General features: G+C 73.0%; 12 protein-coding genes. 7 read left to right on the top strand and 5 right to left on the bottom strand.

Annotated elements, in window-relative coordinates:
- Positions 1-93: 93 nt before the first annotated feature.
- From ACSJD1_RS02145 to ACSJD1_RS02135, 3 genes are read left to right on the top strand one after another with little or no spacing between them, the layout of a single operon-like run.
- A complete protein-coding gene (locus ACSJD1_RS02145) occupies positions 94-732 on the top strand; it encodes a TetR/AcrR family transcriptional regulator (protein ID WP_438853666.1) in 639 nt (212 codons plus the stop codon).
- The gene (locus tag ACSJD1_RS02140) at positions 729-1391 is read left to right on the top strand and encodes a hypothetical protein (protein ID WP_438853665.1); all 663 of its coding nucleotides are present in this window, start codon (positions 729-731) and stop codon (positions 1389-1391) included. Before ACSJD1_RS02145 ends, ACSJD1_RS02140 begins: the two co-directional genes overlap by 4 nt.
- Positions 1388-3289 (top strand): YhgE/Pip family protein, encoded by a 1902-nt coding sequence (locus ACSJD1_RS02135; protein ID WP_438853664.1) that lies wholly within the window; start codon positions 1388-1390, stop codon positions 3287-3289. The genes ACSJD1_RS02140 and ACSJD1_RS02135 overlap by 4 nt, the downstream gene beginning before the upstream one ends.
- Positions 3290-3336: 47 nt before the next feature.
- On the opposite strand, the gene ACSJD1_RS02130 is transcribed toward ACSJD1_RS02135, so the two are convergent.
- The 4 genes from ACSJD1_RS02130 to ACSJD1_RS02115 all read right to left on the bottom strand — a co-directional run bounded on the left by ACSJD1_RS02130 (position 3337) and on the right by ACSJD1_RS02115 (position 6127).
- Positions 3337-3705 (bottom strand): nuclear transport factor 2 family protein, encoded by a 369-nt coding sequence (locus ACSJD1_RS02130; RefSeq protein ID WP_438853663.1) that lies wholly within the window; start codon positions 3703-3705, stop codon positions 3337-3339.
- A gap of 15 nt (positions 3706-3720) precedes the next feature.
- Positions 3721-4740: a magnesium and cobalt transport protein CorA gene (locus tag ACSJD1_RS02125; RefSeq protein ID WP_438853662.1), complete on the bottom strand. Its 1020-nt coding sequence runs from the start codon at positions 4738-4740 to the stop codon at positions 3721-3723.
- Between the two features lie 89 nt (positions 4741-4829).
- Positions 4830-5462, bottom strand: coding sequence for a TetR/AcrR family transcriptional regulator (locus ACSJD1_RS02120; protein WP_438853661.1), 633 nt, complete (start codon positions 5460-5462; stop codon positions 4830-4832).
- A 47-nt stretch (positions 5463-5509) separates the two neighbouring features.
- Complete coding sequence (locus ACSJD1_RS02115) at positions 5510-6127, bottom strand: TrmH family RNA methyltransferase (protein WP_438854106.1); 618 nt, start codon at positions 6125-6127, stop codon at positions 5510-5512.
- Positions 6128-6334: 207 nt separating this feature from the next.
- Between ACSJD1_RS02115 and ACSJD1_RS02110 the strand changes: the two genes are divergently transcribed.
- Positions 6335-7753: an Nramp family divalent metal transporter gene (locus ACSJD1_RS02110; RefSeq protein WP_438853660.1), complete on the top strand. Its 1419-nt coding sequence runs from the start codon at positions 6335-6337 to the stop codon at positions 7751-7753.
- A gap of 179 nt (positions 7754-7932) precedes the next feature.
- Here the strand turns inward: ACSJD1_RS02110 and ACSJD1_RS02105 are convergent, their stop codons facing one another.
- Positions 7933-10458 (bottom strand): rhamnogalacturonan lyase, encoded by a 2526-nt coding sequence (locus tag ACSJD1_RS02105; protein ID WP_438853659.1) that lies wholly within the window; start codon positions 10456-10458, stop codon positions 7933-7935.
- A gap of 201 nt (positions 10459-10659) precedes the next feature.
- Here ACSJD1_RS02105 and ACSJD1_RS02100 point away from each other — a divergent pair, with 201 nt between their 5' ends.
- Genes ACSJD1_RS02100 through ACSJD1_RS02090 form a run of 3 tightly spaced genes read left to right on the top strand, consistent with a single transcriptional unit; the run spans position 10660 to position 13422 of the window.
- Positions 10660-11319 carry a metal-dependent transcriptional regulator gene (locus ACSJD1_RS02100; protein ID WP_438853658.1) on the top strand — a complete coding sequence of 220 codons (660 nt, stop codon included), beginning with the start codon at positions 10660-10662 and terminating at the stop codon, positions 11317-11319.
- Positions 11320-11371: 52 nt separating this feature from the next.
- Complete coding sequence (locus tag ACSJD1_RS02095; protein WP_438853657.1) at positions 11372-13015, top strand: FAD-dependent oxidoreductase; 1644 nt, start codon at positions 11372-11374, stop codon at positions 13013-13015.
- Complete coding sequence (locus ACSJD1_RS02090; RefSeq protein ID WP_438853656.1) at positions 13012-13422, top strand: UBP-type zinc finger domain-containing protein; 411 nt, start codon at positions 13012-13014, stop codon at positions 13420-13422. The genes ACSJD1_RS02095 and ACSJD1_RS02090 overlap by 4 nt, the downstream gene beginning before the upstream one ends.
- The last annotated feature ends 43 nt before the right edge of the window (positions 13423-13465 follow it).

Raw genomic sequence — 13465 nt, 5'->3', positions numbered from 1 at the left:
CGCGGCATCCGTCGGAACGGGCTCGGCTGGGCGTTCGCTGCGCATCCCCAATAACTTGCACATCGGTGTGCAACTTCGATCTAGACTGGCCACATGCCGTCCGACACCGACGCGGGCCGTCGCACTCCCCGTCGGGACGCGGCGGAGAACCGCGAAGCCCTCCTGAACGCCGCCGTGGCGACGCTCGCCGCCGACCCCGAGGCCTCGCTCGAGGCCATCGCGACGGCGGCCGGCCTCAGCCGCCGGGCCCTGTACGGCCACTTCGCCGGTCGCGACGAGCTCATCGTCGCGCTCATCGAGCGCGGGTCCGAGCGCCTCGTCGCCGCCGCCTCGACCATCGACCACCGCGATTCGACCGTCGCGATCGCGCTGCTCGGCGCCCGCCTCTGGGACGCGGTCGAGCACGTGCGCCTGCTCGCGCAGGTCGCCCTGCGCCAGCCGTACGTCGAACGCGCCGCCTCGGCGCTCGCGCCCGTGCGCGAACGCCTCGCCGCACTCGTGGTCCGCGGTGCCGCCGACGGCACGGTCCGCAGCGACATCCGCCCCGCCGTGCTCGCACGCCTCGTCGAGGAGTCGGCGCTCGCCGTGCTCGCCGAGGCCGCCCGCGTCGGCCTCCCCAACTCCGAGGGCCGGCGGCTCGTCATGCTCTCCGCGCTGGGCACCGCCGGACTCTCGTGGCGCGAGGCGGGCGCACTCATCACCGACACTCCGGAACTCACCGAGGAACCATGAGGATCGACCTCCACGGCGTCGCCAAGGGACGCCAGGGCCGGGCGCTGCCCGCCACCACCATCGGCTACGAGTCGGCGCGCGCCACGCTCGCGCGCGCCGAGACCGAGCAGCGGCCGACCGTGCTCGGACTGCTCGCGTCGGGTCGCATGCGGCCCGGCGCCGGCACCGTCACCATCGACGGACGAGCGGATGCCGCGAGCATCCGCCGCCGGATCGCCCTGGTCGACGCGCCCGACGTCTCCGATCCCGCACCGAACGTGACCGTCGCCGGCGTCGCCGCCGAGGAGCTCATGTTCGCCGGCATCCCGTCGAACCCCGTGTCGGTCTCGCGCTGGCTCGCCGACCTCGGCCTCGACGGGCTCGCGCGCACCCCGATCGCGAACGTCGACCCGATCGACCGCCTGCGGCTGCTCACCGAGCTCGCGCTGCTGCGCGACGGCGTCGAGGGCCTCGTGCTCGTCTCGCCCGACCGACACGGCGGCGACCCCGCCGAGTGGTGGTCGCTCGCGCGCCGCCTGGCCGACCGCGGCTACGCGGTGCTCGTGATCGCGGGCGACGCCGCCGCGGCCGCCATCGCCGCCGCCGACCTGATCGGTCGCCTGCACGGCGCCGACGAGGGCGACGACGAGTTCGCCCTCGCCGAAGGGGGGCTGGCGTGAAGGTCCCCCAGATGATCGCGGCCGAGCTGCGACGGCTCACCTCGACGCGGATGTCGGTGCTGGCGCTCCTCGCGCTCGTCGCCGTGCCCGTCCTCTACGGCGGGCTCTACCTCTGGGCGAACCAGGACCCGTACGCGAGGTTCCCCGACGTGCCGGTCGCCCTCGTCGTCGAGGACGAGGGTGCGCCCGCCACCGACGACGCGCCCGCGCGCAACGTCGGCGACGAGGTCGCCGACGAGCTCATCGCCGACGGGGCGTTCGACTGGCACCGCGTCTCCGCCGAGCAGGCCGCGACCGGCCTCGACGACTCGACGTACGACTTCGCGATCACCCTGCCCGCCGACTTCTCCGACGCGCTCGCCTCGCTCGGCACCGACCAGCCTCGGCAGGCCGAGATCCTGCTCTCCACGAACGACGCCAACAGCTACCTCGCCGGGACCATCGGCGCGCAGGCCGTCGAGCGGATCCGCGCCGCCGTCGCCGAGCAGGTCGGCCAGGAGGCCGCGTCGCTGCTGCTCGATTCCATCGCCGAGATCCGCGGCGGCATCGTCGACGCCGCCGACGGCGCGGCGCAGCTGGCCGACGGCGCCGACACCGCGGTCGACGGTGCGGAGCAGCTCGGCGACGGGGCTTCGCAGCTGGCCGACGGGGCCGCCCGGGCCGCCGACGGCTCGGCGCAGCTCGCCGACGGCAACGCCCGACTCGCCGACGGGTCGGCCGAACTCGCGAGCGGTGCGGCGCAGGTCGCCGACGGCAACGCGCAGCTCGCGGCATCCGCCGACCGGGTCGGCAGCGCGGTCGACGAGGCCGCCTCGGCCGTGCCCGAGGCGCGACAGGCCATCGCCGACGAACTCGCCTCGCGCGGGGTGGACCAGGCGACGATCGACGCCGCCCTCGCGAGGCTCGACCCCGTCGGCGACCGGATCGCGGCGGGCAACGACCGCGTGCAATCCGTCGTCGGCGACATCGACCGACTCGCCGAGGGCAGCCGCCGGGTCGCCGACGGCAGCGCGCAGCTCGCCGCGGGCGCGAGCGACGCCGCCGTAGGGGCCGCACAGCTCGCCGACGGCACCAGGCGACTGGCGGACGGCTCGACGCAGCTGTCCGACGGGCTCGGCACCCTCGAGGACGGGCTCGGCGAGCTCGCCTCCGGGGCGGGCGCGCTCCGCGACGGACTCGACGACGGTGCGGCCGAGATCCCCGACACCGACCAGGCGACGCGCGACGCACAGGCCGACACGATCGCCGACCCCATCGCACTCGAGACCGACTCGGTCACCCACGCCGAGAACTACGGCGCCGGGCTCGCTCCGTTCTTCGCCGCCCTCGCGGGCTGGATCGGCATCTACGCGCTGTTCCTCATCGTCAAGCCGATCTCGCGTCGCGCCGTGACCGCCCTGCACTCGCCGGTGCGGATCACGCTCGCGGGCTGGCTGACGCCCGGCCTCCTCGGCGCCGTGCAGATGGCGGCCCTGTACCTCGTTCTCGCGTTCACGCTCGGCTTCCCGATGAGCAACCCGATCGGCACGCTGGGCGTGATGGTGCTCGCATCCGCGACCTACGCGGCGATCATCCTCGCGCTGAACGTCTGGCTCGGCTCCGTCGGCCAGTTCCTCGGGCTCGTGCTCATGGTGCTCCAGCTCGTGACGGCGGGCGGCACGTTCCCGTGGCAGACGCTGCCGGCGCCGCTCGCGGCGCTGCACCAACTGCTGCCCATGGGCTACGTCGTCGACGCCATGCGCCAGGCGATGTACGGCGGCGACCTCGCGCGGGCCGCGACGGACGCGGTCGTGCTCGCCGCCTGGCTCGTCGGCGCGGTCGTGCTCGCCGCGATCGGCGTGACGCGGATGACGCACTTCCGCACGCTGCGCGACCTGCAGCCGAGCCTGATCGGCTGAGTCGACAGGCGGGTGCCGAGGGCACCCGCGACGGCGATCGGATGCCGCTACGCCGGCGTCTGCTGGTGCGCGGCCACGTGCCACGCGCCGTCGTCGTAGAGGTAGGTCGTCGACATCCGCAGGTCGGCGACGTCGTCGCCTCGGCGAGCGACCGCGCGGTAGGCGAGGATCCCGGCCCGGTCGCCGAGCCGGACGATGGCCGGTTCGTGGATCTCGTACGCCTCCCACGGGGGCGCCCCGCGGAAGGCCGCGATCACGTCGTCGCGGCCGAGCACGGCTCCCTCGACGATCATGACCGCGTCGCGGGTCATGGCGCGGGCGTAGTGCTCGCCTCCGTGGCCGTCGAGGATGGCGCGCCATCCGGCGTGCTCCTCGTGCAGGAGCCGGGCGGGAAGATCATCGGTGATCTCGGTCATGCAGCCACGCTACGCCTACATCCAGTTGCGGCGCTTGAAGATCACGTAGAGCACCACTGCGAAGGCCACCATGCCGAGCAGCGTGAGGGGGTACCCGAGCGGTTGGTGCAGTTCCGGCATGTACCGGAAGTTCATGCCGTAGATGGAGGCGATGAGCGTCGGCGCGAAGATGATCGCCGCCCAGCTGGAGATCTTCTTCACCTCCTCGCTCTGCCGGAGGCTCGTCTCGGTGAGCCGCTGCATCTCGTCGTTCTGCCGCTGGGTGACGAGCGTCGAGTGCACCGCGAGCGCGTTCTGCAGGAGCTGACGGAACGACTCGCCGCGGTCGACGATGCGGAGCACGTGGTCGTCGGCGTCGCGCAGGTAGCGCTGCAGTTCGAGGTCGACGCCGTACTTCTCGAAGCCCCGCTCGAGCGCCTCGAGGATCCCGACGATGGGCTTCGTGGCGCGCTGGAAGTCCATGACCTCCGAGGCGAGGTCGTAGATGCGTCGCGTGACCGCGGGGTCGCCGTCGAAGAGCTGCTGCTCGATCTCGTCGATGTCGTTCTCGAGGCCCGAGACGACCGGTGCGTACTCGTCGACGACCTCGTCGATCACCGCGTAGAGCACGGCTTCCGGACCGCGCGCGAGCAGTTCGGGAGTGCCCTCGAGGCGGCTACGCACGCGAGCGAGGTCGGGCGACTCGGCGTGCCTGATGGTGATCGCGAAGCCCGGCCCCACGAAGACGTGGAGCTCGCCGAACTCCACCTCCTCGACCTCGTCGAGGTACCGGGCGGGCTTCAGGACGGCGAAGAGCGTCTGGCCGTAGCGCTCGAGCTTCGGGCGCTGGTGCCCCTTCCGGGCGTCCTCGACGGCGAGGTGGTGCAGCCCGAACTCGGCGGCCACGGCGTCGAGCTCGGCGTCGGTCGGCCGGTACAGCCCGATCCAGGCGAACCCACCGCCGTGGCGCTCCCGGGTCTCGAAGGTCTCCTCGAGCGACGCCGGCGTCGCGACCCGTCGCCCGTCGCGGTACACGGCGTTGTCGATGATCGGCACGGGACCAGTGTCATCCCGTCGTGCCGTCGCGCTGCGGCGACACGCACGCGGGGTGGCGTCCGCCCGGCGGCCGCGCGCCGGCGACCTCGTCAGTGCGTGGTGGCCCAGCGGCTCCGATCGGGCGTCGCGCGCGAGCGCACCAGCACGCCGGGTGCGAGCCCGAGTCGTGCCTCGGCCGTGCGGAAGGCGATCCGGTCGGCCTCCGCCTCGTCGATGAGGCCGAGCGCATGATGCTGCACGGCGACGCCGTCGATGAGCGCGGTGAGCGTCCGCGCGTCGGCATCGGGATCGGCGCTCGCGCCGTCGCCCGCGTCGACGATGCGACGGATGATCCCCGCGAGGCGGGCGTCGGACTCGCGGTGGTGGCGCGTGAGCGAGGCGTGCAGCTCCGGGTTGCGGGGCGCCTCGCTCCAGGCGTCGATCCAGACGAAGTAGTGGTCGCGCGGAGTGGTCGCGAGCCAGTCGGCGAGCGCGGGGATCGGCTCGAGGCGTGTCGCGAGCTCCTCGTCCTCCTGCGCCTCGGCGAGCACGGCCGCGTCGAACGCGGCGGCGACGAGCTGCTCGCGCGTGGCGAAGTAGTGGCGGATCAGCCCGTGCACCACGCCGACCTCGGCCGCGACGTCGCGCAGCGTGACGCGCGCGAACCCGTCGCGGGCGACGAGGCGCAGCGTGGCGGCGATGATCTGCTCGCGACGCTCGGCGGGGTCCAATCGGGTGGCCATCCTCCGATGGTAGGGCGCTCTTGTCCGCGCGGCCAACCGGATCCGCGTCAGTGACGCGCGTGCCGGCGCGCCCACTCGTGCATGACGATCGCCGCCGCCGCGCTAGCGTTGATGGAGCGCGTCGACCCGTACTGCGTGATCTCGACCACCCGGTCGGCTGCCGCGAGCGCCTCGTCGCTCAGTCCGGGCCCCTCCTGCCCGAAGAGCAGTACGCACCGCTCGGGCAGCTCCACGAGGTCGACCGGTTCGGAGCCCTCGACGTTGTCGACCGCGACCACGGGCAGCCCCTCGGCCGAGGCCCACGCGGTGAAGTCGGCCACGTCGGGGTGGTGCATGAGGTGCTGGTACCGGTCGGTGACCATCGCGCCGCGGCGGTTCCACCGGCGCCGACCGATGATGTGCACGGTCTCGGCCGCGAAGGCGTTCGCCGTGCGCACGATCGAGCCGATGTTGAGGTCGTGCTGCCAGTTCTCGATCGCGACGTGGAACGGATGCCGCCGGGTGTCGAGGTCGGCCACGATCGACTCGAGCGTCCAGTACCGGTAGCGGTCCACCACGTTCCGGCGGTCGCCGTGCTCGAGCAGTTCCACGTCGTAGCGCGGATCGTCGGGCCACGCCGCGCGACCGCCCGGCCAGGGGCCGACGCCGTGCAGTGGGAGCTGCAGCTCATCGTGCTCGTCGCCGCCGGCGCCCGAGGCAGCTGCGCCATCCGCTCGCTCATCGATCACGCGACCACGCTAGCCCCGTCGCGAGCGCGAGCGGCGCCATCGACCGGCCCGCCCGTCGGCGTCGGCACCGGCCCCTCGTCGCGGGGCCGCCGGACGCGCAGTGAAGGTGCTTTCGGCATCCCGAAATCTCGCTATGATTTCGGCATGCCGAAAGCTCCGATCGACACCGAGGTCGACGCGTCGAGACCGAACGCGGGAGCGGCGACCACGCCGCCGACCTCGGCTCCGCCCGCCTCCGTGGCCCGCCTGGCCTGGCTGATCGGCCCGGCGCTCGTCGCGGGCGTCGCCTACCTCGACCCGGGCAACGTCGCGAGCAACATGACCGCCGGCGCCCAGTACGGCTACCTCCTCGTGTGGGTCGTCGTGCTCGGCAACGTCATGGCGTGGCTCATCCAGTACCTCTCGGCCAAGCTCGGCATCGTCACCGGCGAGAGCCTGCCCGAGGTGCTGGGCCGCCGCCTGCGCAACCGATGGGGGCGGCGCGCCTACTGGCTCCAGGCCGAGCTGGTCGCCATGGCCACCGACCTCGCCGAGGTGATCGGCGGCGCGGTCGCGCTCAACCTGCTCTTCGGCATCCCGCTCGTCTGGGGCGGCCTGATCACGGGCGCCGTCTCGATCGCGCTGCTCATGCTGCAGTCGCGCCGAGGCCCGCGCACGTTCGAGTTCGTGATCATGGGCCTGCTCGTCATCATCGCGATCGGGTTCTCGGTCGGGGTCTTCATCGCGCCGCCAGATCCGGCCGGCTTCGCCGCCGGCCTCGTCCCGCGCTTCGAGGACGCGAACTCCGTGCTCCTCGCCGCATCGATCCTGGGCGCGACGATCATGCCGCACGCGATCTACGCGCACTCGGCCCTCAGCCGCGACCGGTTCGTCACCCGTCGCGTCGCGGCCGATGGCCCGGCCGGCGGCGGTGCGGTGCGCCGCGCGTTCGCGCAGCTCCTCACCCGCGAGGGCGCCGGCTCGGGCGAGCGGCCGGGCGGGGCCGAGCCGGGGACGGTCACCGCGCTGCCGACCGACCGGCTCGTGCGCGCCACCCGCTGGGACGTCTCGATCGCGATGGCGATCGCCGGCACCGTGAACCTCTGCATCCTGCTGCTCGCAGCCGTCAACCTCTCGGGCGTCGAGGGAACCGACAGCCTCGAGGGCGCCTATGCGGCACTCGACGTCGCCCTCGGCCCCGTCGTCGCGACGCTGTTCGCCGTGGGCCTGCTGGCATCCGGCCTCGCGTCGACGTCGGTCGGCGCGTACGCGGGCGCCGAGATCATGCACGGACTGCTCCACGTCCGGATCCCGCTGCTCGCCCGCCGACTCGTCACGCTCGTGCCCGCGCTCGTGATCCTCTGGCTCGGGTTCGACCCGACGCTCTCGCTGGTGCTCAGCCAGGTCGTGCTCTCCTTCGGCATCCCGTTCGCCCTCGTGCCGCTCGTCGCGCTCACGGCGCGCAGCGGCGTGCTCGGTCGCTGGCGCAACCACTGGGCGACGACCGCCGCGGGCATCGGCGCATCGATCTTCCTCATCACCCTCAACGGCGTGCTGCTCTGGCTGGTGTTCACGGGCGCCTGAGCCCGGCTCGCCCGAACCGACCCGCCGGCGCGCCGGCTCGACCGGCCCGAACACGGGCACGCGGTGCACGCGGAACCGCCCCGGGAGCGCGGCACGGATCGCGCCCCCGGGGCGGGGTCGTCGGGCGGCGACGGATGCCGCGGCGCGCGGCAGGCGGCATGCGTCACCGCATCGCGGGCTCAGTCGTCGAACGCGACCGACCACTCGGCGTCGGCGCCGTCGGCGATCGACACCCACGCCTTGGGCACGGCCACGACCGTGACCTCGCCCTCGGCGTCGAACTTGCCCTTCTCCACGAGCTTCCCGTCGACGTAGTAGGCGAACGCCGGGTCGTGCGGGATCTGCACCTCGTCGTGGTCGGCGCCCGGGCGGTCCTTGGACTTCGGGCCGACCGGCGTGGACGGAGTCGTCAGCACGGGCACGTCCGCGAAGTCCATGTCGCTCGCCAGGCGGAACGAGGTGTACGACGGCTGGTTGTACGTCGTGTTCTGGCGGGCGACCTCGGCGCGGTACTGAGGGTCGTGCATGAGGGTCGTGAGCTTGTGCCCGGTGACCTCGGTGCTCGTGTAGATGCGCAGGGCGTTCGAGTCGACGGTGCGGACGAGGAGCTCCTCCCGCCAGTCGCCGAACACGTCGGCCACGAGCGAGGGGTTGCCCTTGGTGCCGTTGTTGGTGCGCGTGCCCCCGGCGGTGAGCACCGTGCCGCGCGTCCAGTCGTCGATCGTCGGGGTCGCGTTGCCGCTGCCGTTCACGATCTGCGTCGTGAGGTCGGCCGCCCAGCGGATCGACATGTTGGTGCCGGGCGTCGCCGCCGACAGGATGTCGCCCTCGGTCGAGAGCAGGCCGCTCGCGTCGGTGCCGCCGGGCATGCTCGCCCAGACCTCGGTGCCCGGGACATCCGCGCGCACGTCGCCGATCATGCCGCGACCGGTGTCGCGACCCGAGTAGGCGCCGAACAGGATCTCGCCCGTCGCCGCGTCGCGCATGACCGAGCCGTACGGCGCCCAGGCGGCGCCCTCGTGCACGGTCCAGATCTCGAGCCCCGGCCGGTTCGGGTCGATGTCGGTCACGTGCATGGCGTCGCCGTGTCCGAGGCGCGCGAGCGTGCCGGGCGAGGCGCTGCCATCGGGCAGCACGTCGTACGAGCTGTAGAGCACGCTGCCGTCGTCGTCGATCGTGGCCGCGCCGTAGACGATCTCGTGCTTGCCGTCGCCGTCGACGTCCGCCGCGCTCAGCGAGTGGAAGCCCTGCGTGGTGATGCCGCCGTACTCGGGGTCGGTGCCGTCGACGCCGTGCGGCGAGTCGTTGAACGGGTTCGACATGGGCGCGTGACCGGAGTCGACGAAGAACCGTTCGCTGAGCGCCTCGCCGTCCCAGTCGTAGGCGACCATCGTGGTGCGCGTGTAGTAGCCGCGCGCGAAGACCGCCGACGGGTGCTCGCCGTCGAGGTAGGCGACGCCCGCGAGGAAGCGGTCGACGCGGTTGCCCGGCTCGATGCGGCTCATGGCGTAGTCGCCCCACATGAGGCCGTCGTCGCCGCGGCCGGGCTTGTAGTGGATGGTCTGCAGCTCGGCGCCGGTCGCGCCGTCGAAGACGGTGAGGTACTCGGGGCCGTCGACGATGAAGCCCTCGAACGTCGTGAGGTCGTTCCGGCTGCTTCGGCTCGGCGCGTAGACGTCGATGAAGTGGTCGACGAGTTCCTCGGCGGCCTGCTCGCTGAGGGGGTACTCGTGCACGACGGGGATGCCGAACGCCTCCTCGAGCGTCGCCGGCCAGTTGCCGGCCACGACCTCGGGGTGCTCGCTCCATCCGCGGAACATCTCCACGAGGTGGGCACGGTAGTCGTCGGCGCTCATGCGGTAGTCATCGTCGTGCGAGCTGCCCGCCGCGACATCCGCCTCGGGCATCGTGACGAACGCCTCGGCGGCGACGGAGCCGTCGGCGTCGTAGGTGATCGACTTCGTGCCGGGCGCAGTCTTGAGCATGGTCTCCGCGCGGCCGTCGCCGTCGAAGTCGTAGGTCATGAACTGCGTGTAGTGCGCGCCGGCGCGGATGTTCACGCCGAGGTCGATGCGGTTCAGCAGCGTGCCGTCGAGCTCGTAGGTGTCGAGGTAGACGGTGCCCGTGTAGCCCTTCTGCGAGACGTCCTTGGAGTTCGACGGGTCCCACTTGACCTGGAACTCGTAGGCGCCGTCGCCGTCGACGTCGGCGACGGTGGCGTCGTTGGCCGAATAGGTGAACGCCTCGCCGGCCGGCGTCACGCCGTCGGCGGGCTTCTGCAGCGGCAGGTCGACGTAGCCGTCGGCCCAGGCGGATGCCGCGGCGCTCGCCTCGAGCTCGACGCCGTTCACGATCGGCGCGACGGCGTACTCGGCCGCGGCCGATCCGTCCTCGTCGTGGAGGTTCGTGCTGTCGGCGACGGTCGCGATCCGCTCCCCGTCGCGGTAGACGGCGAAGTCGGGGCCGGCCATGCCGGTGTCGGTGGATCCCGTGGCCTCGGAGCCGAGCAGGCGCCACGAGAGGAACACGCCCTCGTCGGTCGAGACGGCCACGAGGCCGCGGTCGAGGGACTCGAGCTGCGGTGCGCCGGCCGGCGGTCCGGCGTCGGGCGGTGCGGCGTTCGCAGTCGGTGCGACGCCGGCGATCAGGCACCCTGCGGCGGCGACCGCCAGGGCTGCGCGGAACGGATGGGGTCCGAGATTCATCGTCGAATCCTTTGCTGGGCGTAGGGCCCGTCGTGGGATTGAGCCATCCCGTTTGGGATAGCGCTTTCCGTGCCCGAGCGACGCTACCCCCGAACGGGGGCGCGGTCAACCCCGCGTCATCCGATCTCCCCGCGGCATCCCCGGGCCCTCGGCGCGGCGGATCGCATGTCCGCCGGCATGGACGCCGGTAGTCTGGGGCCGATGCCGACGACCAGCAGCCCCGCCGTCGAGGACTACCTCAAGACGGTCTACGGCCACACCGAGTGGCAGCCCGAGGCGATCACGCCGTCCGGGCTCGCCGCCGCGCTGGGCGTCGCGCCCTCCTCCGTCACCGAGATGGTGAAGAAGATGGCCGCGCAGGGCCTCGTGCAGCACGTGCCCTACGGCGCCATCCGGTTGACGGAGGCCGGGCGGGCCCGCGCGCTCGCGGTCGTGCGCCGCCACCGGCTCATCGAGACCTGGCTCGTCCGCGAGATGGGCTACGCGTGGGACGAGGTGCACGACGAGGCCGAGGTGCTCGAGCACGCACTCTCCGACCGGCTCCTCGAGGCGATCGACGTCCGGCTCGGCCGGCCGGAGCGCGACCCGCACGGCGACGCGATCCCCCGCGCCGACGGCACGCTCGTGAGCGAGCCCGCGGTGCGCCTCGACGAGGCGGCGCCGGGGCACGTCGGCCGCGTCATCCGGATCAGCGACCGCGACCCCGCGGTCCTGCGCGAACTCGAGATCGCCGGGGTCGGGCCGGGCAGCGAACTGCGCGTGACGGATCCCGCAGCGCCCGCCGTCGTCGGGGTCGCGCTCGACGGCGCCGATCGCGCGATCCCGCGCGACGCAGCGGCCGGGATCTGGATCACGGCCTGAGCAGTCGCTGAACCCCCTCCCGCAAGCGCCCTCCGTCGGCGAGGATGGGGGGATGGGCGGTGCCGTCGAGAAGACCATCCCGGAACTCACCGACGCGCAGTGGGCGCGACTGAGTCGATACGGCGTGCCGCACGACGTCGCGGCCGGCGACGTCGTGTTCAAGGCGGGTGACCGATGGTACGACCTGATCCTCGTCGAGACCGGCGAGGTCGAGGTCGTGCGAGAGGCGCTGTGGTGGACCGAGGAGACGCAGCTGGCCAGGCTCGGGCCGCGCACGTTCGTGGGCGAGCTGGGCCTGCTCAACGGGCAGCGCGCCTTCCTCACCGCGCGCGTCACCGAGCCGGGGCGGGTGCTCCGGATCGACCACGACGCGCTCCAGAAGATGATGGCCGACGACGACGAACTCTGCGACCTCATGCTCCGCACGCTCTGGGCGCGCCGCGAGCTGCTCCGCCACGGCCCGGCCGCATGGACCCTGAAGCTCGTCGGCTCGCAGAGCCCCGAGTCGCAGGCGCTGCGGCGCTACGCCGAGCGGCTCGAGCTCGTGCACACCTGGATCGACGTCGACGACCCCGAGCTCTCGCACGACATCTGGTCGCACGGCTACACGCGCGACGACCTCCCGGTGGCCATCGTGCAGGGCGAGATCATCCGCAACGCGACACCCGGACGGATCGCCGAGATGCTGGGGCTCGCGTACACGGCCGAGGACGACACCGAGTTCGACCTGGCCGTGGTCGGGGCGGGGCCGGCGGGGCTCGCCGCCGCGATCTACGGCGCATCCGAGGGACTCGGCACCGTGCTGCTCGACGCCGTCGCGCCCGGTGGGCAGTCGGCGACGACGACGCGCATCGAGAACTACCTGGGCTTCCCCTTCGGCGTGAGCGGTGACGCCCTCACCTCCCAGGCCTCGCTGCAGGCGTTCAAGTTCGGCGTGCGCATCGCCTCGCCATGCCCCGTGGTCAAGCTCGACACCGAAGGCGGAGCGCACCGGCTGCTGCTCGCCGACGGCGCGATCGTCCGCGCGCGGGCCGTCGTGGTGACCACCGGCGTCGCCTACCGGGGCCTCCCGATCGATCGCTGGGACGAGTTCGAGGGCGCCGGCATCCATCACGCCGCGACCGCGCTCGAGGTCCGGCAGGCCTCGGGTTCCGACGTGGTCGTCATCGGCGGCGCGAACTCGGCCGGGCAGGCGGCCCTCGCCCTGGCGCAGGGCGGATGCCGCGTGCGGCTCGTCGTGCGATCGGGCGACCTCGCCGACCGGATGTCGAGCTACCTCGTCGACCGGATCCGCGAGGACCCGCGGATCGACGTGCACACCGGCACGCAGGTCTCGGCCCTGCACGGCGACGACGCGCTCGCGCGCGTGACGCTCACCGGCGCCGTCGACGAGACCGTCGACTGCCGAGCGCTCTTCTGCTTCATCGGCGCGGTGCCCGCGACCGACTGGCTCGCCGACCTCGAGCGCGACGACGACGGGTTCGTGCACACCGGCGCCGACGTGCTCGCCCTCGGCGACGCATGGCGCACGGCGGGGCGGATGCCGCTGCCCTTCGAGACCTCGATTCCACGGGTGTTCGCCGCCGGCGACGTGCGTCGAGGGTCGATGAAACGGGTCGCCGCCGCGGTCGGCGAGGGGTCGAGTGCGGTCGCGTCGGTGCATCGGGCGCTCGCGGCGGCGGAGGTGTACGCATGAGCCCGGCAGCGGCGACGGCCCCCGACGCGGATGGCACGCCCGGCGCGGAGCCCACGCCCGAGGAGGCGGTGGAGCCCGTGCTCGCGCCCCCGCCGTCGGGGACCGGCTGCGCGGAGTGCCTCGACCTCGGCGGCTGGTGGTGGCACCTGCGACGCTGCGTCGAGTGCGGGCACATCGGCTGCTGCGATGCCTCCCCTGGCCAGCATGCGCGCCGGCACGCGGAGGAGACCGGTCACCAGGTCGCCGCGTCGTTCGAGCCGGGCGAGGAGTGGTTCTGGGACTACGCCGCGGAACGCGGGGCCCGACACGTGCCGCTCGCCCCGCCGCGCTGGCGGCCGGAGGACCAGTCGTGCCCCGGACCGAACGGCAGCGTCCCCGAGAACTGGCAGGAGCTGCTGCACGACTGAGGCCGGCGCCGTCGCGCGCGCGGCATCCGCTGTTCATCGTCCT

The sequence above is a fragment of the Agromyces excoecariae genome (assembly GCF_051715505.1).
In the GTDB taxonomy this organism is placed as follows: domain Bacteria; phylum Actinomycetota; class Actinomycetes; order Actinomycetales; family Microbacteriaceae; genus Agromyces.
The sequence above is the reverse complement of the archived record's forward strand: the minus strand, read 5'-3'. Positions and strand labels throughout refer to the sequence as shown.

Coding starts and splice junctions, on each gene's coding strand:
- ACSJD1_RS02145 (WP_438853666.1), top strand. CDS start 94: ATGCCGTCCGACACCGACGCGGGCCGTCGCACTCCCCGTCGGGACGCG.
- ACSJD1_RS02140 (WP_438853665.1), top strand. CDS start 729: ATGAGGATCGACCTCCACGGCGTCGCCAAGGGACGCCAGGGCCGGGCG.
- ACSJD1_RS02130 (WP_438853663.1), bottom strand. CDS start 3,705: ATGACCGAGATCACCGATGATCTTCCCGCCCGGCTCCTGCACGAGGAG.
- ACSJD1_RS02120 (WP_438853661.1), bottom strand. CDS start 5,462: ATGGCCACCCGATTGGACCCCGCCGAGCGTCGCGAGCAGATCATCGCC.
- ACSJD1_RS02110 (WP_438853660.1), top strand. CDS start 6,335: ATGCCGAAAGCTCCGATCGACACCGAGGTCGACGCGTCGAGACCGAAC.
- ACSJD1_RS02105 (WP_438853659.1), bottom strand. CDS start 10,458: ATGAATCTCGGACCCCATCCGTTCCGCGCAGCCCTGGCGGTCGCCGCC.
- ACSJD1_RS02100 (WP_438853658.1), top strand. CDS start 10,660: ATGCCGACGACCAGCAGCCCCGCCGTCGAGGACTACCTCAAGACGGTC.
- ACSJD1_RS02095 (WP_438853657.1), top strand. CDS start 11,372: ATGGGCGGTGCCGTCGAGAAGACCATCCCGGAACTCACCGACGCGCAG.
- ACSJD1_RS02090 (WP_438853656.1), top strand. CDS start 13,012: ATGAGCCCGGCAGCGGCGACGGCCCCCGACGCGGATGGCACGCCCGGC.